The 22,438-nt window shown below is 70.5% G+C and carries 29 protein-coding genes and 1 tRNA gene; 21 read left to right on the top strand and 9 right to left on the bottom strand.

Annotated features, from left to right (window positions below):
* The first annotated feature begins 1 nt into the window (after position 1).
* The 12 genes from AB0C25_RS15580 (at position 2) to AB0C25_RS15525 (ending at position 9,868) form a co-directional block, all read left to right on the top strand.
* On the top strand, positions 2–412 hold the full coding sequence (locus AB0C25_RS15580) for a hypothetical protein (protein ID WP_357373562.1): 411 nt from the start codon (positions 2–4) through the stop codon (positions 410–412).
* On the top strand, positions 412–723 hold the full coding sequence (locus AB0C25_RS15575) for a hypothetical protein (protein WP_357373560.1): 312 nt from the start codon (positions 412–414) through the stop codon (positions 721–723). Before AB0C25_RS15580 ends, AB0C25_RS15575 begins: the two co-directional genes overlap by 1 nt.
* Positions 724–870: 147 nt before the next feature.
* Positions 871–1,329, top strand: coding sequence for a hypothetical protein (locus AB0C25_RS15570; RefSeq protein WP_357373558.1), 459 nt, complete (start codon positions 871–873; stop codon positions 1,327–1,329).
* Positions 1,322–3,169, top strand: coding sequence for a hypothetical protein (locus tag AB0C25_RS15565; protein WP_357373556.1), 1,848 nt, complete (start codon positions 1,322–1,324; stop codon positions 3,167–3,169). The genes AB0C25_RS15570 and AB0C25_RS15565 overlap by 8 nt, the downstream gene beginning before the upstream one ends.
* A complete protein-coding gene (locus tag AB0C25_RS15560) occupies positions 3,169–4,032 on the top strand; it encodes a hypothetical protein (RefSeq protein ID WP_357373554.1) in 864 nt (287 codons plus the stop codon). Before AB0C25_RS15565 ends, AB0C25_RS15560 begins: the two co-directional genes overlap by 1 nt.
* A 9-nt stretch (positions 4,033–4,041) precedes the next feature.
* Positions 4,042–5,130, top strand: a complete 1,089-nt coding sequence (locus tag AB0C25_RS15555; protein WP_357373552.1) for a hypothetical protein — start codon at positions 4,042–4,044, stop codon at positions 5,128–5,130.
* Entirely contained in the window at positions 5,127–6,230 is a 1,104-nt protein-coding gene (locus AB0C25_RS15550; RefSeq protein WP_357373550.1) for a hypothetical protein, read from the top strand. Before AB0C25_RS15555 ends, AB0C25_RS15550 begins: the two co-directional genes overlap by 4 nt.
* Positions 6,227–6,688: a hypothetical protein gene (locus AB0C25_RS15545; protein ID WP_357373548.1), complete on the top strand. Its 462-nt coding sequence runs from the start codon at positions 6,227–6,229 to the stop codon at positions 6,686–6,688. Before AB0C25_RS15550 ends, AB0C25_RS15545 begins: the two co-directional genes overlap by 4 nt.
* On the top strand, positions 6,673–7,521 hold the full coding sequence (locus AB0C25_RS15540) for an SGNH/GDSL hydrolase family protein (protein ID WP_357373547.1): 849 nt from the start codon (positions 6,673–6,675) through the stop codon (positions 7,519–7,521). Before AB0C25_RS15545 ends, AB0C25_RS15540 begins: the two co-directional genes overlap by 16 nt.
* Positions 7,521–8,378 (top strand): hypothetical protein, encoded by an 858-nt coding sequence (locus tag AB0C25_RS15535; protein ID WP_357373545.1) that lies wholly within the window; start codon positions 7,521–7,523, stop codon positions 8,376–8,378. Before AB0C25_RS15540 ends, AB0C25_RS15535 begins: the two co-directional genes overlap by 1 nt.
* A gap of 28 nt (positions 8,379–8,406) precedes the next feature.
* Positions 8,407–8,700, top strand: a complete 294-nt coding sequence (locus AB0C25_RS15530; protein WP_357373543.1) for a hypothetical protein — start codon at positions 8,407–8,409, stop codon at positions 8,698–8,700.
* Positions 8,701–9,529: 829 nt separating this feature from the next.
* Positions 9,530–9,868, top strand: a complete 339-nt coding sequence (locus AB0C25_RS15525; RefSeq protein WP_357373542.1) for a hypothetical protein — start codon at positions 9,530–9,532, stop codon at positions 9,866–9,868.
* A 102-nt stretch (positions 9,869–9,970) separates the two neighbouring features.
* On the opposite strand, the gene AB0C25_RS15520 is transcribed toward AB0C25_RS15525, so the two are convergent.
* From AB0C25_RS15520 to AB0C25_RS15510, 3 genes are all read right to left on the bottom strand, one after another.
* Positions 9,971–10,567, bottom strand: a complete 597-nt coding sequence (locus AB0C25_RS15520; RefSeq protein ID WP_357373540.1) for a hypothetical protein — start codon at positions 10,565–10,567, stop codon at positions 9,971–9,973.
* A gap of 156 nt (positions 10,568–10,723) precedes the next feature.
* Positions 10,724–10,876 carry a hypothetical protein gene (locus AB0C25_RS15515; RefSeq protein WP_357373538.1) on the bottom strand — a complete coding sequence of 51 codons (153 nt, stop codon included), beginning with the start codon at positions 10,874–10,876 and terminating at the stop codon, positions 10,724–10,726.
* 135 nt (positions 10,877–11,011) lie between these two features.
* Positions 11,012–11,239, bottom strand: a complete 228-nt coding sequence (locus AB0C25_RS15510) for a hypothetical protein (protein ID WP_357373536.1) — start codon at positions 11,237–11,239, stop codon at positions 11,012–11,014.
* 177 nt (positions 11,240–11,416) lie between these two features.
* Between AB0C25_RS15510 and AB0C25_RS15505 the strand changes: the two genes are divergently transcribed.
* The 5 genes from AB0C25_RS15505 to AB0C25_RS15485 all read left to right on the top strand — a co-directional run bounded on the left by AB0C25_RS15505 (position 11,417) and on the right by AB0C25_RS15485 (position 15,690).
* Positions 11,417–11,827: a hypothetical protein gene (locus tag AB0C25_RS15505; protein ID WP_357373534.1), complete on the top strand. Its 411-nt coding sequence runs from the start codon at positions 11,417–11,419 to the stop codon at positions 11,825–11,827.
* A 17-nt stretch (positions 11,828–11,844) separates the two neighbouring features.
* Entirely contained in the window at positions 11,845–12,795 is a 951-nt protein-coding gene (locus AB0C25_RS15500) for an ABC transporter permease (protein WP_357373532.1), read from the top strand.
* The gene (locus AB0C25_RS15495) at positions 12,792–13,235 is read left to right on the top strand and encodes a DUF3307 domain-containing protein (protein ID WP_357373530.1); all 444 of its coding nucleotides are present in this window, start codon (positions 12,792–12,794) and stop codon (positions 13,233–13,235) included. Before AB0C25_RS15500 ends, AB0C25_RS15495 begins: the two co-directional genes overlap by 4 nt.
* An 80-nt stretch (positions 13,236–13,315) precedes the next feature.
* Complete coding sequence (locus tag AB0C25_RS15490) at positions 13,316–15,349, top strand: cell division protein FtsK (protein WP_357373528.1); 2,034 nt, start codon at positions 13,316–13,318, stop codon at positions 15,347–15,349.
* 95 nt (positions 15,350–15,444) lie between these two features.
* The gene (locus AB0C25_RS15485; protein ID WP_357373526.1) at positions 15,445–15,690 is read left to right on the top strand and encodes a hypothetical protein; all 246 of its coding nucleotides are present in this window, start codon (positions 15,445–15,447) and stop codon (positions 15,688–15,690) included.
* Between the two features lie 308 nt (positions 15,691–15,998).
* On the opposite strand, the gene AB0C25_RS15480 is transcribed toward AB0C25_RS15485, so the two are convergent.
* The 4 genes from AB0C25_RS15480 to AB0C25_RS15465 all read right to left on the bottom strand — a co-directional run bounded on the left by AB0C25_RS15480 (position 15,999) and on the right by AB0C25_RS15465 (position 17,990).
* Positions 15,999–16,304, bottom strand: coding sequence for a flavin reductase (locus AB0C25_RS15480; RefSeq protein ID WP_357373524.1), 306 nt, complete (start codon positions 16,302–16,304; stop codon positions 15,999–16,001).
* Positions 16,301–16,498, bottom strand: a complete 198-nt coding sequence (locus AB0C25_RS15475; protein WP_357373523.1) for a hypothetical protein — start codon at positions 16,496–16,498, stop codon at positions 16,301–16,303. Before AB0C25_RS15475 ends, AB0C25_RS15480 begins: the two co-directional genes overlap by 4 nt.
* A gap of 298 nt (positions 16,499–16,796) precedes the next feature.
* The gene (locus tag AB0C25_RS15470) at positions 16,797–17,030 is read right to left on the bottom strand and encodes a DUF397 domain-containing protein (protein WP_357373521.1); all 234 of its coding nucleotides are present in this window, start codon (positions 17,028–17,030) and stop codon (positions 16,797–16,799) included.
* Between the two features lie 3 nt (positions 17,031–17,033).
* Positions 17,034–17,990 carry a helix-turn-helix transcriptional regulator gene (locus AB0C25_RS15465; protein ID WP_357373519.1) on the bottom strand — a complete coding sequence of 319 codons (957 nt, stop codon included), beginning with the start codon at positions 17,988–17,990 and terminating at the stop codon, positions 17,034–17,036.
* Between the two features lie 186 nt (positions 17,991–18,176).
* On the opposite strand from AB0C25_RS15465, the gene AB0C25_RS15460 reads away from it, so the two are divergent.
* From AB0C25_RS15460 to AB0C25_RS15450, 3 genes are all read left to right on the top strand, one after another.
* Entirely contained in the window at positions 18,177–18,581 is a 405-nt protein-coding gene (locus tag AB0C25_RS15460) for a GntR family transcriptional regulator (RefSeq protein WP_357373517.1), read from the top strand.
* A 260-nt stretch (positions 18,582–18,841) separates the two neighbouring features.
* Positions 18,842–19,900 (top strand): hypothetical protein, encoded by a 1,059-nt coding sequence (locus AB0C25_RS15455; protein WP_357373515.1) that lies wholly within the window; start codon positions 18,842–18,844, stop codon positions 19,898–19,900.
* Positions 19,897–20,316: a hypothetical protein gene (locus tag AB0C25_RS15450; RefSeq protein ID WP_357373513.1), complete on the top strand. Its 420-nt coding sequence runs from the start codon at positions 19,897–19,899 to the stop codon at positions 20,314–20,316. The genes AB0C25_RS15455 and AB0C25_RS15450 overlap by 4 nt, the downstream gene beginning before the upstream one ends.
* 90 nt (positions 20,317–20,406) lie before the next feature.
* Here AB0C25_RS15450 and AB0C25_RS15445 read toward each other — a convergent pair.
* Positions 20,407–20,479 (bottom strand) — tRNA-Arg (locus AB0C25_RS15445).
* A gap of 160 nt (positions 20,480–20,639) precedes the next feature.
* Between AB0C25_RS15445 and AB0C25_RS15440 the strand changes: the two genes are divergently transcribed.
* Positions 20,640–21,335, top strand: a complete 696-nt coding sequence (locus AB0C25_RS15440; protein ID WP_357373511.1) for a hypothetical protein — start codon at positions 20,640–20,642, stop codon at positions 21,333–21,335.
* Positions 21,336–21,394: 59 nt separating this feature from the next.
* Here AB0C25_RS15440 and AB0C25_RS15435 read toward each other — a convergent pair whose 3' ends face one another.
* A complete protein-coding gene (locus AB0C25_RS15435; RefSeq protein WP_357373509.1) occupies positions 21,395–22,384 on the bottom strand; it encodes an alpha/beta hydrolase in 990 nt (329 codons plus the stop codon).
* Positions 22,385–22,438: the final 54 nt, after the last annotated feature.

Raw genomic sequence — 22,438 nt, 5'->3', positions numbered from 1 at the left:
CATGCCGGCTGCTGCGGGTGCCCACATCTACCGGAACGCCTCCGTCGAGATCGACGAAGTGGAGTACGCCAACCAACTGACGACTGCCCGGTTGGTGCCGGATCAGCCGGTGCAGACAATGCGCACGCTCGACCCGACTGGCACCCTCCAGGACGTCGACACCGCCACCTGGATGTTCGAGATCTCGGGTCTTCAGATCAACATCGCCGGCGGCCTCGCGAAGGCCTTACGGGACGCGGACGGCGGCGAGTTGGAGATCATCCTTCAGCCGAAGGTGGGCTCCGCGCAGGCCACCGCTACCTTCACGGTCAGGGCGCTCATGCCCGCGTTCGGCGGCGAGCAGGGCAACTGGTTGTCCTCGGAACTGTCGCTGCCGGTTGTCGGTCAGCCCGTCTTCGGGGTGAGTGCTTGATGGCCACCAGCCGGTTCGAGTTGCGTGCGGTGATGGAGGACGAGACCACGTACGACGTGGTCGCCGACCAGCGCGACGCAGCTCGGTTCGAGGTCCAGGACTTCGGTTGCTCCGCGCGGGAGTTGATGTCCCGGGTCGCCACCGCCTACCGGTTCATGGCCTGGTCAGCGCTGACCCGCCGAGGCGAGATCAAGCTCAAGTGGACCGAGTTCGATGCCACCTGCGTCGAGGTCATCGACATGCCCGACGACGAGGAGTCGGCCGTGCCGGCTGATGCCGAGGACCCTGGCCAGCCGGCTCCGTCCGCTTAGACCTCGTGGTGCTGGCCTGGCGTACGGGTCAGCCGTTGACGGGGCCGGCCGGGCTGGAGTCGTGGCATCCGAGGGACGTGGCCACCCTCACCGACTTGCTCATTGAAGAGGCAGCGGCCCGGCGGCGGGCGCAGAGGGGGTGACGGGATGGGCTCGCTCGACGACCTGATCCGTGACCTGCGCGCGTTCGAGAACCGCAAGGAGGTCACCAACCGGCTGGCGCGCGAGCTACGCAAGCCGGTCCCCGCCGTGCGGCAGCTCATCCGGAACCGTGCCCTGGCCGTGCTGCCCGAGGGCGGTGGGTTCGGCGAGTGGGTGTCCAAGCTGTCCATCACCGCCCGGGTGAAGCTGCAGGGGCGGGCCGCCGGCGTCAAGCTGGTCGGCCGACGCAAGGGCTACCCGGACAAGGACCCGAAGGTCGACCTGCGGCGCATTGATCAGGGCCGCGCTGCCGCTCCGTCGTGGGGCCACCGCACGGCCGCGAGCTGGCACTTTCAGGCGGTGACGCCGGGCTTCTTCAGCGACCCGGCGACCGAGGTCGATCAGTGGCGGCAGGCCGCCGACGTTGCCCTCGACGACGCCCTGGAGGTGATCCGCCGTGGCTAGGGACGTTGAGGCAGACATCCTCGTCCGGGACAAGACCGGCCCGGGTATCCAGTCCGTTGAGCGGAATCTCAAGAAGGCCGCCGACCAGTCCAACAAGATGACCGCGGCCCTCAAAGAGGGCGCCGCTCAGTGGGGGCGTGGCTTCCAAAAGCTGGGATCGGCGACCAGCAAGTGGGCCAACTCTGGCGACTCGGCGGGGAAGCGGTTCGCCCGAGGTATCGGCAACGGACTCAGCAAGGTCGCCGAGTTGGGTGGTGCGGTCGGCGGCAGCATCTCGAAGGCGGTCACCGCGGCGGGCCCGCAGGTGGCGCTGGCGGTGTCGGCCGTGCTCGTCGGTGCGGCGCTCGCCGCCGCTCCGGCGATCGGCGCCGCCGTGGTTGGTGGCGCTGGTCTGGGTGGCCTCGTCGGCGGGGTGATGATCGCGTCGAAGGACGCCCGGGTCGCTGCGGCTTTCGGTGACCTGAAGGAGAAGGCGGGCAAGCAGCTCCAGGAGGCGGCGGGCCGGTTCGTGCCTGCCTCTCTCGAAGCGATCAAGGTGGCCAAGAGCGCGTTCGCCGGGATGCTCCCGGACTTGAAAAGGATCTTTGACGTCTCCGCGACGTGGCTTGCCCCATTCACTCAATCCGTAGGCCGAGGTGCCCAGCTTGCCCTGGCTGGCATTACTCAGGCGATCACCAAAGCCGGCCCCATCATCACGGTCATCGGCAAGGGGGTTGAGGGCATTGGCCGGGAAGTCGGCAAAGCCTTTGCCAGCCTGTCGGATAACGGCAATTCCATGGCCCTGGCGCTAAAAGGCGTTTTCTTCCTCATCGAATCCAGCATCAAGAACGTCGGAATGGTCCTCAATTTTCTGACCGAGGCGTTCGAATACTTCGTCAACAAAATCCCGGGCGGCAAAAAGTTGCTCGATTCGATGACCGAGTCGCAGGACGGGGCGAAGTCGTCGGCGCTGAACCTGTCCGGCGGGTTCCAAGCCTTGGCCGGAGACGCCAATGCCGCCGCCGCCGGGCTGACGAACGCGAAGCAGAAAGCCGACGAACTGGTCGACTCGAACATTGGGCTCGCCCGGTCGCAGATCGCCTCGCGGGACGCGACCCGCCAGGCGGCGGAGTCGATCAAAGAGAACAGCAAAGAGAAGCTCACCAACCAGCAGCGCGCCGACGCCAACAAGCTGGCGCTGCTGTCGATGGCCGACGCTTTCAACCAGGAGACGATCGCTGGCGAGAAGTCGGGCCTCGGTGCCGGAAAGGCCAGCGCGGCGTACTCGACGAACCGCGAAGCCCTGATCAAGATGGCGGAGAAGGCCAACTTCTCCAAGGCTGAGGCCGAGAAGCTCGCCGCGTCGCTGCTCCGGATCCCGGCGAATGTGCACACCGACGTCGGCGTGAACACCGAGAATGCGTCCTCGAAGTTGGAGACCTTCCAGAAGAAGATCAACGGACTTCGGGGGAAAACGGTCACCGTGACGGTGCAGTCCAACGGCGACCACCGCATCGTCGGGCAGGGCACGCAGGTGCGCCGATGGGGTGGCATTGACTACGCCATGGCCCGCGGCGGCGCGATCCAGGCCCACTTCGCCAAGGCGCCCACCGTGCTCTACGGGGAACGGGAAACTGGCGGCGAGGCGTACATCCCGCGGGTGGGTGACCTGGGCCGGTCCCGGTCGATCGCCGAGACGGTGGTGCGGGACTGGCTGGGCGGTGAGGTCGCCTGGGGTGACCGCCGCGGTGGTGGCGCCCGCGGGGGTCCGACCACCGTCAACGTCGCGGTCACCGCGTACAGCGACCGCTTCTCTCTGCGCCAGGTGATGCAGGACTTGGCCTTGCAGGGCGTGCACTGATGCCGCTGACTGAGGGCCAGATCATGGTGCGGGACCTGGTGATGGGTCCCGGCACCATGTACGAGACGCTGCGGGGTTTCGACCCGTACAGCCGCCAGGCGCGCGTCGAGCAGAGCGACCCTCGGGCGTGGGGTGACGGGTCGTGGTCGGGCGCGGAGTGGACCGCTGAGGCGGTCGTGCCGATCCCGGTCCGGGTCAAGGACGCGGCTAACCGGTCGCCCGGCGGGTGGCTGGCCGCGCATCAGCGCCTGGCCGCCGCGTTCGCCCCGTCGCACACCGACCTCGAACTGCGGTGGTGCACCGGCGGCACCGAGTACGTGATGGTCGGTCGGCCGCGAATGGTGGAGCCCAACGTCGACACCGCGCCCGCCGGCTGGACGTACACCAAGTGCGCGTTCGCCGCGCTCACGCCGACGATCTACTCCGGCACTGAGCACTCGGTGACGATGGGTCTGCCGTCGACCACCGGCGGCCTCACAGTGCCGCTGACCACCCCGTTCAGCATCGGGGCGACGGTCACCTCGGGCCGACAGACGATCACCAACGTGGGCACGAAGGCGACCGGCCTGCGACTGCGCATCGACGGTCCGGTGGTCGAACCGCGGATCTCACTGCTGACGTCTTTCGGCACGGCGATCCTGCGGTTCTGGCTGATGCTCGACGCCGGCCAGTGGCTGGACATCGACACCGACGCCCGCACCGTCTACCTGCAGGGCAGCGTGTCGCGGCGTGGTCTGACCTCGGTGGAGGGCATCGGCTGGCCGGTGCTGCCGGGCGGCCTGCCCGGCGAGCTGGCTTTCGACGCGACCGCCTACAACTCGTCGGCGCTGCTGACCGCCAGGTGGCGGGACGCATGGAACTAAGGAGACGAGATGCCTGATCCGCTGTGGATCGATGCGTCGTCGGGTGCACCCGCGTACTCGGCGGCGGAGCTGAGGCAGAACATGGCGCTGGCGCTGATGTTCGACGGTCGGAACATGGGCGCCCGGGCCGGTGTGCGCCCGGGCGGCAACCAGCTGCTGGTCTCGCTGGCCGGGTCGACGATCACCGCGCAGCCGGGCGTGCTGTGCCTTGACCCGGGCCTGTCCACACCGCAAGGCCCGTACTGGGTGGCGATCCCGGCGGCCGAGACGCACACGCTCACCGCGGCCGACGCGAGCAATCCCCGCAAAGACATTGTGGTGGCCAGGGTGTACGACACCGTCGAAGACTCGTCAGGGCTGCGGTTGGCGCGCACCGAGTACATCGCTGGGGTGGCCAACCCGTCCCCGGCGGAGCCGTCCGTGCCTGCGGGGGCGACCCGGCTGGCCACGATCGATGTGCCGAAGGTGGGGGGCGGGTCGCCGGCGGTCACCGACCGCCGCCGGTACACCGCCGCCGCCGGGGGCATCGTGCCGGTCGCGGCGGATGCGGACATCAGCGCAGCCGTCGCTGGCCGGTACCGACACAACCTCGCCACGGGCCAACTGGAGCAGGACACCGGCACGGTGTGGCGGAGGGCCGACTGGTGGTCGTCGTGGGGTCGGGTCGGTGGGCGCCGGTACCAGGCGGGCAGCGGCGTGCTCCTCGCGGATAACACAGGTTCGGAGGCTGTCACGAACGTGCATACCGGCAGCGTGCCGGTGGTGGCTGGCCGGTCGTATCACATCCGCATGTCGGGTCGTGTGGTGACCAGCGCCAGCGCGGCGCTGATCATGCGGGTGCGGGATGACGCTGGGCTCGGCGCGGTGACGGGCACGGAGCGCGGCGCGAAAGCGGTGGAGACGCCAGCGAACGCCAGCCCGGCCTGGGAGAACGAGATCCTCGGCTACTTCGACGCCACGGTCACCGAGAGCAGGACTTTCATCCTGACCGGGACCACCCTGTCTGGCGGCCACAAGTGGTACGCGGGCTCGGCCACATCCCCCGTGGTCGCTGAGGTGATCGACATCGGTCCGACGCTGCTGACGGTGGTGCCGTGACCGTCGTGCAGTGGCTGGGCTGCGATCTGGTGAGCGGCCAGATCGTGGAGGAGCTGCCTGAACTGGTGCCGTCGGGGACGATCGGTGCCCTGCTCGGCGCATACACGAGCGCCAGCTTCGCGCTGCCGATCCCGTTGGGCGGGCACGGTGCGCCGCCGCGCAACTGGCAGTCGGCGACCGAGCCGGGCCGCAGCATGATCGTGGCCGTCCTCGGTGAGACACCGATCTGGGCGGGCATCGTGCTCACCCGCAGCGGCGGCACCGACGCCACCGTGCGCCTGGGCTGCGTGTCGCCCGAGGGCTACCTGGACCGCCGGTACGTCGGCACGCACACGTGGGCGCAGCAGGACGAGTCGTCGGTGATCGCTGCAGGCTTGCTCGCGGATGCCGCGGTTGAGGGGATCGGCCTGCTGGTCGACGCCCCGTCGACGGGCACGCTGCGGGACCGCACGTATACCGACCAGGACGACGCCACCGTGTACTCGCGGCTGCGGGAGCTGATGGGCGTCATCGACGGCCCGGAGTGGACAGTGGCTCTGGGCTGGTCCAGCGCCACGCAGACCGCCGTCACCAAGACGGTGCGGGTTCGCAAGCGGATCGGCGTCGCCTCCGCCACACCCAACGCGGTGTTCTCCAGCGGCGGGACGTCGAGTGCCCGCTACGAGTACAGCGAGGACTACACCGCCGGCCGCGGCGCGGACCACGTGGTCGCCACCAGCACCGCTGAGGGTGAGGTCCGGCCGCAGTCCGCGCCGGCCCGCGAGGAGCCCCTGCTCGCCGCCGGGTGGCCGCGCTGGGAGCACCGTTACTCCCCGGGCAGCTCGATCACTGAGGTGGCCACCCTCGACGGCCATGCCCAGCGGGCGTTGGCGCTGATGGCCCATGGGGCGCGCGCCTTGACGATCACCGCCCGCGCTGATGCGTATCCGCTGCTGGGCAGAGACTGGTCGGCGGGCGACGACGTCCGTCACGAGCTGACCGGGCACCGGCACCCAGCCGGGCTGGTCGGGGTGAGGCGGGCACTCGGCTGGACCCTCGACCCGACGATGGGCACCGTGTCGCCGATCCTGCTCGCTGATGGTGAGGATGTGATCGAGTGATCCCCTCTGACCAGCTGCCACCCGGCCCCGACTGGATCGCGAGGCGGCTCGCTGACCTGGATCGGCAGGTGCGTGAGCTACTGGCCGGGCGGCAGCCACCCGCGACCCCGCTCGCCTGGGTGGCCTCCGATAGCACGCTGTGGCCCGGCACCACATCCAGCGCGTTCGTGTCGCTGCTGGAGGCATCGGTGCCGCGCCAGCAGCCCCGGATCACCGTGCGGATTCGGCACACCACCGAACTGGCTGGGACGTTCGGCGAGCTGCGGGTGATGGCCAACGGCCAGCCGCTGGACTCGACCGTGGCGGTTACTTTCGGTGCAGCTACGACCACGATCGGGCCGGTAGCCCTTCCATCGGGCACGTACGCGGCCGTGGTCGGCCTAACTGTTGATGCCCGTCGCACGGCGGGCAGCGGATCTGTGAGAGCGATGGTGGCAGGGGCATGGACGCAGCAGTAGGTAGGCGTGGTCTGGTCGTGGCAGTCCTGGTGGTCCTGGCGGCCGGCATGGTGACCGGCATCCCGTCGTCGGCCCCGGCGGGCGCCGCGGCCACAGTGGAGTGTCCGAGCCCGGCGCCGCCCCCTACGGTGATCATGACGGTCGGTGACAGCATCACTGACGGCATCATCATCGACCAGACGCCGACCGCCGGATATCGAGCGGAGCTGGGCAGGCTGCTGACTGCCGCGTGCGTGCCGCACACCCTCGTCAACGCGGCACTGAACGGGTCGCCGTGTACCTACTGGACGGACCGCTTGGCCGGGCTGATGGCCACCCACCGCCCCGACGTGGTGTTGCTGGCGTGTGGTACCAACGACCGGCTCGACGACAAGACGCCGGAGCAGGTCGCCGCGTGGGAGGGCATGTACCGGGCGCTGCTCACCACGGCCCTGTCCGCCGACCCGGACGTGCTGGTCTACCCCGCGTGGGTCCAGTACTCCACCGGTGTCCGGGGCAGCGGGTGCCCGTCGTGGCAGGGGTCGTCGCCCGCGTGGCAGCCCGGCTACGAGGCGATCGTCAACGATCGCGTCCACAGGGCGTTCGCGCCGTTGCCGGAGTCCGGGCACCGGATCCCCGCCGTCGCTGACTACCAGGTCATCCCTGAGGGTTACCTGGATGCGTGCGGGGTGCACCCGACCCCCGGCGGCTACGACGTGATGGGTCGGCTGGCCTACAACACGATCGCCCCTCGGCTGGGCGTCCCGCAGGCACCGCTGCCGTGTGGGCTGACGGGGCGGCGTCCTGGTGCGCTGACACGCGACTGGACGCCGTGCCAGCGGATGGTGCTCTGATGGCCTGGGTGGTCGCGCCCAACATCAAGGCGCTGTTCGCCTCCATCAACAAGATCGCCCCGAAGCGGGACCGGACCACCGACGGCACGGTCGGCGACCTGGCCCACTCCACCGGAACGTCGGGCCACAACCCCGACGACACCCCGGGGGTGAAGGCCGAACGGCAAGACGCCGACAGCATCCCGGAGGTCCGCGCGGGCGACGTCGACCGGGACCTGCGTATCGACCACATCCCGGGCGACGACATGGAAGCCGTCGTGCAGAAGGTCGTGCGTACCCCGGCGCTGCGCCGCCGCCTGATCTACGTGATCTACAACCGGCGGATCTGGTCGGCGTCCTCGGACTGGGCGCAGCGGCCCTACACGGGCAGCAACCCGCACGACCACCACGCCCACTTCTCGGGCGATCCGGCGTACGACAACGACTCGTCTCCCTGGGCGGGGATCGAGCAGATGGGAGAGGTGGCCGAGTTGACCCCCGAAGAGCGCAACTGGCTGGAGAAGGCGGCCAAAATGGCCGACCAGCTGCTGAATCCGGACCTGGGGATGAAGGTCGGCGGCACCCCGACGGCCCTGCACCAGGTGCTCCGGCACATGGCGTGGCCGATCGTCAACGGCCCTGACCGCTCCGGGGCGTACTTCGCCGCGTGGATGGGCAAGGTCGCCGACGAGGTGGGCGTCGACGCGGGCGAGCTGGCGGCCATCGCCGCGGCTGCCCGTGAGGGTGCATCCGACGCGGCGACCGCAGCGATGGCGGCGCTCACCCCGGCGGCCATCGCCGACGAGGTGGTCAAGGCGCTCCCCGCCGATCAGGCCAAGGCGCTCGTCGACGAGCTGACCCGTCGACTGGCCTCCTGACTCACCACAACACGGGGGAGGTCCGCCGGTGTCCGGTGACGACATCACCAACGCCGAGCTGGCACGCCGCCTCGACGCGTTCCGGCGAGACGTGCACGACGACCTGTCCGACATCTCGCGCCGCATGGACGCCTACGTGCTGCGCGAGGTGTACCAGGCCGAACGGCTCGCCGACCAGACCCGCATCGGGGTACTGGAGCGGCGCGTCGACCAGGGCGACGAGCAGCGGCGGGCACAGTCCCGCTGGCTGATCTCCGCCGTCATCATCCCGACGGTCGCCCTGGTCGCGACGGTCGTGCTCAACCTGATGGGGCCGACATGATCCGGCTGGCACGGTGGGGCGGCTGGCGCGACTGGGCGGTCGTCGCCGGCGCGATCACGTTGGCGGTGTCGATCGCCTGGTCGACGTACCACATCGGTCTGATCCGTGCCCAGAACGACGCCTTGGCCACGGCGCTGGAGCAGCAGCGGCGCCAAGCGCAGGACGCCGGTCAAGAGCCGGTCGCGCCGGCACCCGAGGACATCATCCGCGACCCGCAGGTCGTGTCTGGCCCGGCGGGTCCGTCAGGGCCTCCAGGTCCGCCCGGGCGGGACGGCGCCGACGGGTTCGGTGTGGCGGGCGTGCCGGGGCCTTCCGGCGCACCTGGTGCTCCTGGCGGCCAGGGCGGGCCGGGAGCCGACGGCAGGCCCGGGGCGGACGGGAAGCCCGGAGCCGATGGCCCGGCGGGCCCGGTTGGGCCGGTTGGACCGCAGGGTCCCGCCGGCGAGGCAGGCCCTCGCGGCGAGACGGGCCCGACCGGGCCGGTTGGTCCGGCCGGACCGCAGGGTGAAGCGGGGCCGGCTGGTGCTCAGTGCCCGGAGGGGACGACCGCTCAGACGCTCACCGTGGTCACGGCCGATGGCGTACAGGAGATTGCGGCATGCGTCGTCGACTAGACCGTCCGGTGTCGGTGGTCATGCTGCGTGGTCAGCCCACAGTCGGGACGTCTGCAGCGCCACTGCCTGCCCATCTCCCAACAGCCGTGCACCTTGCAGGCACCCCACCCGGGATTCGTCTCGGCGTGCCCAGCCGGGCACGGCCGGGGGACTTCCGCCAGCTCACCGGCTGGCGTCCGCACGTACTCCTGCACACCTCAACCTTAGGAGACCCAGTGAAGATCTTCGGTCGTGAGCCCGCTCTCGTCATCGGTGCAGTCGGTGCGCTGCTCACCGTGCTGGCCAGCCTCAACGTGCCCGGCCTCGACGCCGGCGCCGCGGCGGCCATCACCGCGTTCGTCGCCGCGAGCATCATCGCCATCACCACCCGGCCAGTCGCTCCGGCCCTGTTCACGGCGGTGATCGCGGCAGGCGTGGCGTTGGTCGCCGAGTACGGCATGGACGTGCCCGACGGTGTAACGGGCGCGCTCGCCGGTGCGGTGCTAGCCGGGTTCGCCCTGTTCGGCATCCGCCCGCAGGTGATCCCCGCGTCCGACCCGGCGGCCCGTCGGTAGGATCGTCGGCGCGGTGCTCCCGGTGACGTCCCGGGCAGCGCCGACCAGACGCAGATGCGCCCCACCTGGCTGGCCAGGTGGGGCGCATTCGTGCTTGCCGAACTACTTCACCACCCACCGAGGCGGCACCGGCTCGCTCTCCGCCGCGTACTCCACCGCCACCGGCCGCGACTTCGCCGGCACCGGGTAGGTGATCCAACCGCGCACACACCGGCCGGGCGCCAGCACCTTCTCACCCCATGGGTACTCCGGTTGCGGGAACTGGCCGTAGCCGGTGTTCGACGGCTCGATCTGCGTGTCGTCGGCGTACACCAGCACCCACGGCGAGTGGGACACCGCGATCTTGTTGGCGGTGTAGTCCTTCTTCACGCACACCTTCACGTCGACGGCGCCCCACTCGAAGCCCTTCTGCTCATCGGGGCGGGGTGCTGTCTTCGCGACGGGCTGCTTGTAGGCGTACACGGTGGAGACGACGGCTCCGTCCGGGGACTCCCTGCTCTTGCCCAGGGTCAGGGGTGCGTTCGGGTCCACGGTCGGGCTGGGGCTGACCGATGGCGAGGCTGAGGGCGACGCGGCCGTGGGTGACGGGGGCGCGCTCGTTACGGCGGCGGCGGCCGGCTCAGGGTCACTGTTGCCACCGCAACCGGTCAGGGCGACAGCGAGCGCAACGGCGGCGACGCTCAGGCGGGTACGGATCATGTCGGGCACCGTATCGACCAGCGGCGACAGGCCATCAAGATCGTCGGGTAGGTGACCGCGAAACCGACCGAAGAGCGCCGCCCCCTTGGCCTTCCGGCTGAGGGGGGCTCTGTTCGTCTCAGGGGGCGGGGGCCGGTTGCCCGGCCCCCGGCTCGGTCAGTTGACGGTGACGGTGGCGCTCGCGCCGGCCGGGGTGTTGTTCCGGGCCCAGATCCGCAGGTGCGCGACGTGCTCGGAGGTGGTGTTGCGGACGGTCCGGCGGGTGGTGCCCTTGGCCGACTCGATTTCGATGCTCACCGTGTAGGTCATTTCCATCTCCCCTGCTCGCCAGTTCTTGTCTCACCTGAGACACTAATGTCTCCAAGGATGGTGTGTCAAGTGAGACGCGGAAAAGGCCCCATCGATCCCGCACGGGGTTGATGGGGCCTTTTCGTGCTGGTTGGGCTAGTCGGTGCGGGGGCCGTATCGACGGTTCAGGGTGGCCCGACTCCAGCCGGTTTGGCTGGGATCGCAGAGCAGCGTGTCGCCGACTCCCGCATCCCTGGCTTTCTTGATCGACGCCCACGCCTTCTCGACCGCGGCGTCGGCCACCTTGGCGTCGGCGACGGCCTGGGCGAGGAGGGCATGTTGCTCCTCGGTGAGGACCTTCTTTGGGCGGACCACGTCGGTCACGGTAGCAGCTCCCCTGTCTCAGTTGACACACGGTCGGTGAGGGGGTTAGCGTCTCACTAGAGACACAAACTCGCAAGCTGCCAGAGAGACGAAGTCGGCCCCCGGTCCGCGATTCCGCCGCTGACCGAGGGCCTTGATCGGGAGGAAGCCCGACCCATGCAAGATCGTAGTCCAGCCGTGGTACACCGGAGGTACCTCGACCGGCGCGTCACCGGCACCCCCGCCCACGTCGCCGGCGTCATCGCGCACCTGCGCAACAACGCCCGCCTCGTCTACTCGAGCAAGCCGGAGTGGGCGCCCGAGGGCGTGACCGTCGTCGTCCGGATCCTCGACCGGCCTCGACCGACCGTGGCCACGCTGGCCCGTCGTCGTCGACGCTGGCCCGTCGTCGCCGGCGTGGCCACCGCGGTGACCGCCGGCGGGATGGGCGTCTACGCGCTCATCCGCCTGGTCGACGCGCTCATTGACGCCCTGCCCGCCATCCTCGCCGTCCTGGCCGTGCTTGCTCTCGTCGCGACCCTGTCCGGGTCCGCCCGATCCCGGGTCGTGTGCGTGACGATGCACGGCCCTGGCTGCCGCCACCACTGACCGAAGGGACGACGACGATGACCGCACCTGCCGTCAACGGCACGAAGTACCCGCAGCCCGTCGAGGCCCTACTGCCGGAGGCTCGGAAGATCCTCAAGGAACTGGGCGAGGTGCCGGCCCGCAACGAGCTGATGCGCCGGTTCCGGATCGGTGCGCCGAAGGCCGGCGAGCTGCGGAACCTGCTGACCGAAGAGGACATGCGGCGCCGGATGCGCGAGCAGTTCGACTACACCCCGCCGGACGAGCGGACCGACGAGCGGGCCGTCGACCCGTGGGACTACGCCGAGCCGATCGGCCCGAACCCGGCACCGGTTGAGTCGGAGCGGGTGGAGACGCTGCGTGCGGCGATGATCTCCCGGGGTGCGCTCCTCCCGCCCGCCGGAGCGTCGTGGACGGACCCGGTCGTGCCCGAGTCCGCGCCGATGGTCGCACCGGATCCGACCCCCGTTGTTACGCCGGTGGTTGCCGAGCCGGTCGAGCAGGTCGCGCCGGTCAGTCACCCGGGCACGACCACCCCGGACGAGCCGGCCCGCAAGGCAGTCGTGTGGCCCGTCGTGCTGATGGCGTTGGGCGCCTTCGTAGCCGTCTGGTCGGGGTGGGTTGGCCTCGGGAAGCTCACTGGGTTCGGCATGGTGGACCTGCTGCCCGGCATCGTCGAGCCAGGTTCGTGGGCCACCATCGACAGCGCGATCACCCTGCCGATCGGCGTGGAGGCGTACGCGGCGTACGCGCTGTACGTGTGGCTGTCGGGCCGGGTGCCGGACCGGGCGCGCACGTTCGCCAAGTGGTCGGCGCTGGCTTCCCTCGCGGTGGGCGCGCTCGGCCAGGTCGCCTATCACCTGCTCGTCGCCTACGGGGTCACCTCGGCCCCGTGGTGGATCACCACCCTTGTTTCGTGCCTGCCGGTGGCGGTGCTCGGCATGGGCGCTGCACTGGCTCACCTGGTGCGAGAGGACGTCAAGCGATGAGCGGCACCTTCGCGGCGGTGTTCGTCGCCCTCTACGCCGCTCACCAGGTGGCCGACCACTGGATCCAGACTCAGCACCAGGCGGACTGCAAGGGCCGTGCCGGCTGGGTGGGTCGGTGGAACTGCGTCAAGCACGTGGCCACGTACGGCGTGACGCAGCTCGTCGCCCTGGCCCTGCTCGCCGCGGTCACCGGGTGGCGGCCGGCGCTGGCCCCGATGGTGCTCGGCATGGCCGTCAACCTGGCCACCCACTACATCGCTGACCGGCGGACCCCGCTGTTTCGGCTGGCCCTGGCCACCGGCTCGGGAGCGTTCTGGATGCTCGACGCACCGCGCGCCGACCGCGACGACAACCCGTCGCTGGGCACCGGGGCGTACGCCCTTGACCAGTCCTGGCACGTCGGGTGGCTGTTCGTGGCCGCCCTGATCATCGCGGTCTGACCCGACACAAGCGCGGTGCCCGGCCAACGCCTCCACAGCCCGGCCGGGCACCGCCACCCTCGAAGGAGAGCCACACCAGCATGACGGACCTGACGCACCGGGACGACGCCGAGACGGTCGCGATCGAGGCCACCCGCGAAGGCGGCCCGGTCGATCCGCCACCGCACCCGACCACGTTCGCCGACATCACCGAGGACCGGCACCTCCGGCCGATCGTGCCCGCCAGCCTGCGATCTGCCGCCGGCCGACGCTCCCTGGTCGTCGACACCGGCCGGCTCGCTGGCTACTACGCCGCCTATCACGTCTGGCACATGCCGGTCTACCTGGCCCGCATGGCGAAGTGGGCCCCTCGTGGCCTGGTGCGGGCCTTCTACCTGCCGGGCAAATGGGCCAGCGCCGAGGAGGGCAACTGGAACCTGCGGCAGCAAGCCGCGAACCGCGACGACTACGGCGCCTGGCTCCAGCTCGACGCCCGTCGCATGAAGCAGGCGACCTGGCGGTGGCCCCTCGTCCTCACCCTCGGGTTCGCCGTCGCCGTGTCCGGTGCCGTGTTCGCCAACGTCGCCCCGGGCGGGAAGTGGTCCCTCGTGGCCGCCTTGTTCTTGCTGGCCGGGTGGCTGGGACGGCCAGCCGACAAACCCATCATCGACCGGGTCACCACGGGTGGCCGGTTCATCAGGCTCACAGCCGAACTCACCCGCGCGGCCCTGGTAGCCAGCGGTGCCGGCATCAAGGACGGTGGGCAGGTCAGCTTCAACCGAGAGATCTACCGAGACGGCCCCGGGCACACCGCGCTCGTATCCCTGCCGTCCGGAGTCATCGCTACCGACGTGGTCGACAAGCGGGAATACCTTGCCGCAGGGTTCCGACTGCCCGTCGACCAGGTGTGGCCGGACCCCGTCGACGGCGAGCACCCCGGTGTGCTGTCCATCTGGGTGGCAGACAAGCCGGTCAGCGCGATGAAGCAGCCAGCGTGGCCGCTGCTGGAGGACGGCATTACCGACTTCTTCGGCGAGCTGCCCTATGGTTTTGACCCGCGGCTGCGGCCGGTGTCGTGGGTCCTCGCCGAGCGGAACAGCCTGTTTGGCGGTGTGCCCGGATCCGGAAAGACCCTCGCGGCCCGCACCGTCGCACTCGGCGCGGTGCTGGACCCGCTGGTCGTTCCGCTGGTCAGCGAATTGAAGGGCTCCGGCGACCTGGACGCGTTCGAGCCGCTGTGCCCTGAGGGCATGTACGTGTCCGGCGCCGACGAGCGATCCCTACACCGGACCATGGCGATCCTGGAGTTTCTGCTCCAGGAGTGCGAAACCCGGGGCCCCCTCATCAAGGGCTGGGTGGCCCGTGGCTACGGCGTCGACAACAAATTGAACCGGCGCATCGCCGAGGCCGACCCTCGGCTGCGCCCGTTGCTGGGCATCTTCGACGAGATCCAAGAGCTCATCACCCATCCTGAGCTGGGTAAGGCTGCCGCCGCGATGCTGACCAGCATCGTCAAGCGAGGCCGGTCTCTGGGCATCCACCTCATCTTGTCCACGCAGCGCATCGACAAGGAGTCGGTCCCGAAGGCGATCAGCTCGAACATCGTCAACCGGGTCGCCCTGGCGGTGACGTCGCACATCGAGACGGACCTGATCCTCGGCACCGGCGCCTACTCGCGGGGTGCCCGCCCCACCTCGTTCCGGCCCGGACGCGACGCGGGCTGGGCGTACCTGACTGGCATGGTCGCCCCGGTGCGGGCGGCGTACCTGAACAACGAAGACGCGAAGCGGATCTGTGCACGCGCGATCGAGATGCGGGCTGGGCTCGTCGGACCGCAGGCCGAGCGGGTCCGGTCGTACAACCTCGCTGAGGACGCCCGCGCGGTGTGGCCCGCCGGGCAGACCGGGGTCTGGTTGGCGGACCTGCTCCAGCTACTTCAGGGTCTGCGCCCTGATGTGTACGGGGAGTTGGACGCTGTCGCCCTGGGCGCCGCGCTGCGAGCTGCCAGCGTCGAGGTGGTGAAGCTCCACCGCAAGATCGAGGGCAAGGGCCACACCCGTCCCGGGGTTCGCATCGAGGCGGTCACTGCGGCAATCGACGCCGCCGATCCGACTATCGGGGCTATCGGTCGATAGCCGCCCGGCTATCGGTTCTGACCTGCGGAGATAGCCGGGATAGCCGATAGCCGGGCACCACCCCTGACCGCCGAAATCAGGCCCTGGAGGCCCCTGTGACCCTCAAGTCGTCCGCTATCGTCGCCGCCACGCTGCTCGGGCTGGCCCTGGCCTACTACCTCGAGTGCGCCATCTGGCCGTGGGGGAAGTGCTCCCGCTGCGACGGCACGCCCGGCAAGAACATGTCCCCCGCGGGGAAGCACTGGCGGCCGTGCCGTCGGTGCGGCGGCACCGGGAAGCAGCTGCGCGTTGGCCGCCGGGTGTGGAACTTCATCCAACGCCGCCGCCAAGCCGGCCAGTAGACCCCACGACAGGGAACCGCCCCCGACCATCTGGTCGGGGGCGGTTCGTCGATCAGGGGCGGGCTCGCCCTTTGCCGCGGGCTGTCGGTGGCGGCCCCGCTGGCCAAATCCCCTCCTGCCGCTGGCGGCATTCCGGCTCGGGGCAGACACAGCGCCAGCCCAACTCTTCCGTCGGGATGCGGTTGCCACCACACGTGTGCTGGGATCCGGCGATGATTCGGGGCATACACCCGAGGCATCGAGAGTCGCCGGTCGGAAGGGGTCGACCGGGTGACGTGTCGATCGGCCCGTTCATCACCGGTCGTCCCTCACCGAGTCCAGGACACGAACCGCTCGTGCAGCTCGGCCGGCGAGGTGTCCGGCATCTCGACCAGCGCGGCGTCCAGGAGCGACGCCAGGTACATCGACAGGCTGATCCGATTCTCGCCGTAGGCCTCCGCCAACCGAGCACGCGCCGGGTCGCACGGCCACGGGATCTGCCCCTCACAGCTTGCGCAGTCCCACGTCGGCTGGCTGGGCAGGTGCTCGCCCTGCAGGCGCTCAGGCAGGGCCTTGACCGACCGCTGGGCGATGTTCGCGCGGGCTGCCCGGACGGTGGTGGGTTCCTCTATCACCGGTCACCGCCGCCGCCCCGGCGCTGCTGCCCGGGAGTCATCAGGGGGCTCACGGTGGTGATGAGTGTCGGGCCGGCCCACGACGGCCGCTCAGCGGGGTGCGCGCCGACGCGTCCGGTGTAGCAGGTGGCCGGGCCGGTCTGGTCGAGCTGTGGGGGTTGCCGGCGACGCCGGCGGCGGAACGGATTCCTCATCGCGGTGCCCTCTCGCCTCGGGGACTGGAGGCGGCCGGCCCCGTCCGGCACGGCCGCCCCCTGCCCTGGACGCGGTGCTCGCGGACGGGGGGACCGTCGCTCACGCCACGCCCTGCTGATGGACGCGACCGCAGCCGGGGTGTGTGCTGAGGGTCCGTGCCGCCGCATCCGGTGCCGAATCATTCGATCCGGCATCCGTCAGCCTGGCATCGTTCGCCCAAGGTCACAAGGCCGACACGTGCAGCCATATAGAAGAGGGCCGACACCAACCCGGTGCCGGCCCTCGCGGTGAACTAGGTCAGATGTGGTCGAACGCGCCCTTGCGCGCGCCCGCCAGGAACGCGTCCCACGACTTCCTCGGGACAACCTGGATCGGGGCGTCGACGCTGGCGTCGCTCCTCTCGGACAGGGCGACATCGCCCGAGCCGTCGTTCGCGACGGAGACGTACAGGCACCCCTCGTTGCCCCCGGACTCCGGCGACTTCATCCAGGTAACGAAGCGGGGATCAGTGTTGAGCTGCGGGTCGGACATTGGTTATCCCTCTCGGGTCGCGGCGGCCAGCTCGGCCGCCGACTCGCGGATGTACGCCGCGCTGTCCGCGTCAGACAGTGCGGCCTCACGCAGCCGCTGGTGCAGCTGCGCGTACCCCGACACGTCCGCCGAGTCGGTGATCAGCAACGCCTTGGTGACGTTGTCGACCACCACGATCGGCGGATCGTCCATGTCGGGGTAGGTCATGTGGGCGTACGGCGCCCGCGGCGCGAAGCCGGCGGTGAGCTGCGCGTCGACCGGTACCACCCGCACGCTCACGGCGTCGCCGTCCATCAGGGCCAGGAGGTGACGCAGCTGCTCCAGCATCACGTCCCCTGGCACCGGCCGCCGGCGGATCGCCTGCTCTTCGAGCACCAGCTGGTACCGGGCCAGGCCGGCTCCCACCGCCTGGCGTTGCCGCTCAAGGCGTCCTCGCACGATGGGGTCCGGGTCGGTGACCGGGGTGTCGCCGGTAACGGCCAGCACACGATGCCGGGCGTACGCGGCGGTCTGCACAAGGCCCGGCAGCAGCAGTCCGGCGTACTCCCGGATGGTGCTCGCGCCGGCCTCGACGAGCGCGTAGGTGCGCTGCCCGTCGCCCATTCGCGTGTACGTCGCTGCGTCCCACCATCGACTGTTGGCCGCGTCCTCGGCGTAGCCCTCGATGATCGTCCACTCTCGGCTTCCACGGCTGACGTCCAGGGCGTCGAGTAGCCGCCGCACGGAGAGCAAGCCGGGCTTGCGGCCCGGGTCGCCGAGCGGGTTCTCGGTTCGGCTGATGACGGATGCGCTGACGCCGCTCTTGCGACTCAGCTCAGCGTGGCTGTAGCCGCGCTCGGTGCGTAGCGCGAGCAACGCGGCGCCGAGCCTGCGAGTCCTGGCCAGCGGGTTGGGGGTCACCCTGGCTGCCTCCTTGCCGAATCGAATGATGCCGTTGGGCACGGCATCGAGCGTACTCATCGTGCACGCTGCGGCGTAGTGACCGGCGTCGGTGCGTCCCGATACCCTTGGGGCTGCCCCTCGACGCGGGTCGGGTGCGGCGGGGGGTCCGGTACGCGTCACCGGACCCTCCGTCACGTGCCGGGGATCCCCGGACCCCCGGATCCCCGGATCCTGTGGGGACAACTGCTCCGTAACGTGCGCAGGGTGATCGATCCCCAGTCGGAGCGTGCTGTCTACCAGCAGGTCGCTGACGCGTTGCGTGCGTCGATCACGTCGGGTGCGATCGGTCCGGGCCAGTTGCTGCCGTCGAGCAGGACCCTGGAGCAGACCTACGGGGTGAGCCGTGAGACGGTCCGCCGGACCCTAGCCGTGTTGCGCGCTGAGGGGCTGGTGGTGACGGAGCCGAGCCTCGGTACCCGGGTGCGGGCGCCCGAGCAGCGTCGGCAGGTGTCGGTGGCCCGTGGGTCGACCGTGATCAGCCGGCCTGCGACTGCAGCTGAGCGTGCCTCGTTAGGGCTGCGGGTCGGTGAGCACGTCCAAGTCATCTCGATGGGCGGACGTGTCACCGCGGTGCATTCGGCGAGCAGCGTGGAACTGATGATCCGCTGATCTTGATCGTCGATCTTGGGAATGATCCCGGATCGAATCATGCCCGGGTGACGGATCTGTCCTACCTGGGTGACAGGGTGCATTTTGCAGATGACGCATCGCACGTCCTGCCAATGCATCCATATGCGTACATAGCGCGGTGCGCGTTGATGCGAATCGATCTCACTGGTAGTGCGCTGCCAGCCCATCTGCGTCACGATGGCTCCCTTGCCGCAGAGTCCCGCACACGGGATTTGCGACCGCCACCGGGGGGAGGCACCTTGCGCGTAGCACCAGTCGTCGCCCGTGCCGCCCTCGTCTGCGGCCTCGCCGGAGCTGCCTGGTGCGCGTTCGCCCTTAACCCCGACACCGCCCGCGCCGACGACCGGCCCGCCGCAGTCGCCGACCTGTCCGAGGATCTGCTCGGCACCGTCCGCGACGTCGTCGACGAGGTACTACCCCCGCCGGCCGACGAGCCGGCCGCGCCCGACGAACCCGTCGACCAGCCGGACGACACCGGCGACGAACCGGCCGAAGACCCAACCCCGGCCGACGAGACCGCCCCGGCACCCTCCGACAATCCGCCACCCGACGCGCCGGTCATCGAGCTACCGCCCGTCGAGCTGCCGATCGAGCTGCCGGCCGTCGAGGTGCCGTCCATTGAGGTGCCGATCGACCTGCCCGTCGTCCCACCGATCACCGTGACCACCCCGCCGGTCGTCGTCCAGGTGCCCGCTCTCGTCCCAGCCGCGGCACCGGCGACGACTCCGGCACCCACCATGCCGGCGCCAGTGGTCGTCACCCTCCCGATCGTCAGCCCGGTCACCCAGCCAGCAGCGAGCACCGACGCCGCGCCAGCGCCCACGTCCGCGGTGACGCCCGAGCTGGCCGCGCACGTGTCGGACCCCGCCGGGCTGCCGGTCCCCATCATCGGCCCGGTCCTCGGCCATGCCTTCGATGACGGCAACCGTCCACCCGAGCCGACCGCAGAGGCGTCGGTGAAGGTCGGCGGGTGTAGCGAGGGTGGGCGCGGGCACGGGCGCAGCCTGGACGAAGTCCGGCGGGCCGTCATCGCCCTGACCGCCGGCGACGATCGCCGCGACGATGCCAGAGCAGCCGGCCAGGTGACCCGACCCTGCCCCGGCCCACCCCTCGGCCCTGACGCCGACGTGACGGGCATGGCCGCCACGCACGGCCCCGGTACCTCCAGCACCGACCAACTGCTTAGTGATACCCCTGGCGTGCTGATCTGGCCGGCCGTGGACCGGTTGGCTGCGCTGCGCGCCCGGTCCGCGATCCCGCCGGGTCGGTTGACCCACCTGGATCCACGTCCCGCGTGATCTGGACCACCCGCCACCGTCCGGGCGGGTCCTGGTTGCTGGCCCCTCACGGCCGGCTGGAGGTGTCCCCGACCTCCGCCCTCCCCACACAGCACATCGGTAACGAGGAGCTGACCCCCATGCACCATCACCGCAAGATGTTGATCACCGGTCGCATCATCGCGACGCTCGCCCTGGTCCTGCTCGCCCGCCTGGCGTTCTACGCCTTCGGGTCCGAGCATCCGCCGATCTCGGCGCGGTTCGTGTTCATGACGGCGGTAGCGCTGCTGCTCGGCGCGACGGCCATCCGGCTGCTCGGCGACGCCAGCGCCGTGGACCGGATCGAGCGGCGCACGAGCAGCCACGTCGAGGGCGTTCGGCAGACGGTGGATCGGCTCGCCGCGGCCTTGCCGAAAGAGTCGCCCGGTCGCAGGTAGAGCGGTCGCCTGTCCCCATACTGTCCCCATGCAGCGCGTAACGCCCCGCCGAAGATCATCTGGCGGGGCGTTACGGCAGCTAAACTAGGGTGCGCCCGGCAGGATTCGAACCTGCGGCCTTGGGATTAGAAGTCCCCTGCTCTATCCGCTGAGCTACGGGCGCGTGTGGCGTGGATGTCGCGCCCAGAGGGTACCGCCGCCCTACTGCCCGGCGGCGAAAAGGGTGCCCGCGTCCACGTTGCCGAGCAGGGTCTCACGTCGATCGCGTGTCAGGCATCCGGGTTCCCGCGGACCGACCTGGCCCCGGACCGTACCGTTGGCTGGTGCTGCTGGATCCCGACGTCGAGAGCGACGTCGCCTACGAGCTGTGCCAGATCGTCGGCCGGGCCATCCTGCCGTACCGGTCGGGCGAGGATGTCGGCACCGCGTTCTTCTTCCAGGATGGCGACGACCCGGTGGGGGAGTCGCTGTTGACGGCGGCCGACCTGGTCGGCGGGCCGGGTGGCGAGCTGGGGCTGCGGGCGAGCGTCACCGAGCCGGCCGGGGTCGCCCCGGCCGCCGTTCCCGCGGTCGCGATCGTGCCCGGCTGGTCCCGCTTCCCGGGCGACGGCGTCGCGGTGCTGCCGACCGCGGGTCTGCACCGGTACGCCGGGGACGGCGGCTGGCGGTGGCGCGTCCAGCCGGTGCCCGCGGGGATCGCCGCCGGGCCCGAGGTGGTCGCCCGCCTCACCGCCGACGCCGGTTCCGCTTTCGTGCTGGCCCACGGTGTACGCGAGGACGGGTCGCGCCCGCTGGAGGTCGCGATCGAGCGGGTGGTCCGCGACGGGGACGCCGTGCGGATCACCACCGAACTACCGGAGGGTTACGTGGGCGCCCCGGTCTTCGTCGTCCAGCCCGACGCCACGGGGGAGTTGTCGCCGTACTGCCTGGGTCTGGTGTTGCCTGGCGTCGGCGAGCATCCGGTGGCGACCTTCGACCGGATCCGTGCGGTCCTCCCGGCGACGCCCGGCGACGTCTGAGCTGCGCCCAGCTCGACCGACCACGGCTGAGCTGCGAGCCGTGTTGTCCTCCGGGCTGGTCAGCCGGCTGTCGCCGCGACTGCCGCTTCGGGAGCCGTGGGGCCGGCGGCGAGGAACGCCTCGGCCCAGCGGCCGACCTCGTCGAAGACCTTCTTGCGGACGGCCGGACCGGAGAGCGTCAGGTCGTGCAGCCCGCCGTCGAAGCGGGCCAGTGTGACGTGGCGGCCGAGGCGGGGCGCATACCGGACCATGTGCTCGACGTCCAGAACGGCGTCGGCCAGGGTCGCGTTGTCGTGCCACCGGGTGCCCCGGAAGGAGCGGGTCGAGCAGGCCAGCAGCACCGGCACCGGGATGTCCAGACCGGCGCGCAGCCGGCGCTGGCCGGTGCGGATCGCGTTCAGCCAGCCGGCGCGGACCGGAAAGCCGGCCAGCGGCTTCCACGCCAGGTCGTAGGTCCACTCGCCGCGGTGGTCGGAGTGCAGGCTCTCGCCGTACACGGTGCCCAGCCCGAGCGGCAGGATGCGGTGCGGCGCGCTGCGGCCCAGGCGGGAGACGGCGGCCGCGATGGGTCGGCGGAACGCCCAGGGGGCGTTCAGGTCGAAGAAGGGGCTGTTGAGCACCAGGCCGTCGATGGTGCCGGTGTCGCGGCGGGCGTCCGCCCAGAGCGAGAGGATCAGGCCACCGGTGGAGTGGCCCATCGCCAGCAGGGTGTCGTGCCCGTCGTCGGAACGGATGATCTCGGCGGCGGCGTCCAGCTCGGGGAAGTAGTCGCTGATGTCGCGGCAGAAGTTCGGGGTCTGGCCCGGGAGCAGGCTGCGCCCGTATTTGCGCAGGTCGAGCGCGTAGAAGTCCCAGCCGCGTTCGGCGAAGAAGTCGGCCAGGTGGGTCTGGAAGAAGTAGTCGACGAACCCGTGCACGTAGAGGACGGCCCGCCCGCTGGGGCGCTCGGCCCGCCGCCGGACCAGGGTCGCGACGACAGGTCCTTCGTCGTCGGTGCCCAGGTCGATCGTCTGCCGCTCGTACGGCGGCCCCAACACGTCCGGTTCCACGAACGCGACGCTACGCCGCCAACCTACCGAACGGTAGCCCTCGCCCCCGGGTGC

The organism is Micromonospora sp. NPDC048839, assembly GCF_040649915.1.
In the GTDB taxonomy this organism is placed as follows: domain Bacteria; phylum Actinomycetota; class Actinomycetes; order Mycobacteriales; family Micromonosporaceae; genus Micromonospora.
The sequence above is the reverse complement of the archived record's forward strand: the minus strand, read 5'-3'. Positions and strand labels throughout refer to the sequence as shown.

Bases quoted from the DNA above. Each gene is read 5' to 3' on its own strand.
- AB0C25_RS15490 (WP_357373528.1), top strand. From the start codon at position 13,316: ATGACGGACCTGACGCACCGGGACGACGCCGAGACGGTCGCGATCGAG.
- AB0C25_RS15495 (WP_357373530.1), top strand. From the start codon at position 12,792: ATGAGCGGCACCTTCGCGGCGGTGTTCGTCGCCCTCTACGCCGCTCAC.
- AB0C25_RS15575 (WP_357373560.1), top strand. From the start codon at position 412: ATGGCCACCAGCCGGTTCGAGTTGCGTGCGGTGATGGAGGACGAGACC.
- AB0C25_RS15535 (WP_357373545.1), top strand. From the start codon at position 7,521: ATGGCCTGGGTGGTCGCGCCCAACATCAAGGCGCTGTTCGCCTCCATC.
- AB0C25_RS15555 (WP_357373552.1), top strand. From the start codon at position 4,042: ATGCCTGATCCGCTGTGGATCGATGCGTCGTCGGGTGCACCCGCGTAC.
- AB0C25_RS15560 (WP_357373554.1), top strand. From the start codon at position 3,169: ATGCCGCTGACTGAGGGCCAGATCATGGTGCGGGACCTGGTGATGGGT.
- AB0C25_RS15570 (WP_357373558.1), top strand. From the start codon at position 871: ATGGGCTCGCTCGACGACCTGATCCGTGACCTGCGCGCGTTCGAGAAC.
- AB0C25_RS15520 (WP_357373540.1), bottom strand. From the start codon at position 10,567: ATGATCCGTACCCGCCTGAGCGTCGCCGCCGTTGCGCTCGCTGTCGCC.
- AB0C25_RS15515 (WP_357373538.1), bottom strand. From the start codon at position 10,876: ATGACCTACACGGTGAGCATCGAAATCGAGTCGGCCAAGGGCACCACC.
- AB0C25_RS15540 (WP_357373547.1), top strand. From the start codon at position 6,673: ATGGACGCAGCAGTAGGTAGGCGTGGTCTGGTCGTGGCAGTCCTGGTG.
- AB0C25_RS15470 (WP_357373521.1), bottom strand. From the start codon at position 17,030: ATGTCCGACCCGCAGCTCAACACTGATCCCCGCTTCGTTACCTGGATG.
- AB0C25_RS15465 (WP_357373519.1), bottom strand. From the start codon at position 17,990: ATGAGTACGCTCGATGCCGTGCCCAACGGCATCATTCGATTCGGCAAG.
- AB0C25_RS15580 (WP_357373562.1), top strand. From the start codon at position 2: ATGCCGGCTGCTGCGGGTGCCCACATCTACCGGAACGCCTCCGTCGAG.
- AB0C25_RS15500 (WP_357373532.1), top strand. From the start codon at position 11,845: ATGACCGCACCTGCCGTCAACGGCACGAAGTACCCGCAGCCCGTCGAG.
- AB0C25_RS15475 (WP_357373523.1), bottom strand. From the start codon at position 16,498: ATGAGGAATCCGTTCCGCCGCCGGCGTCGCCGGCAACCCCCACAGCTC.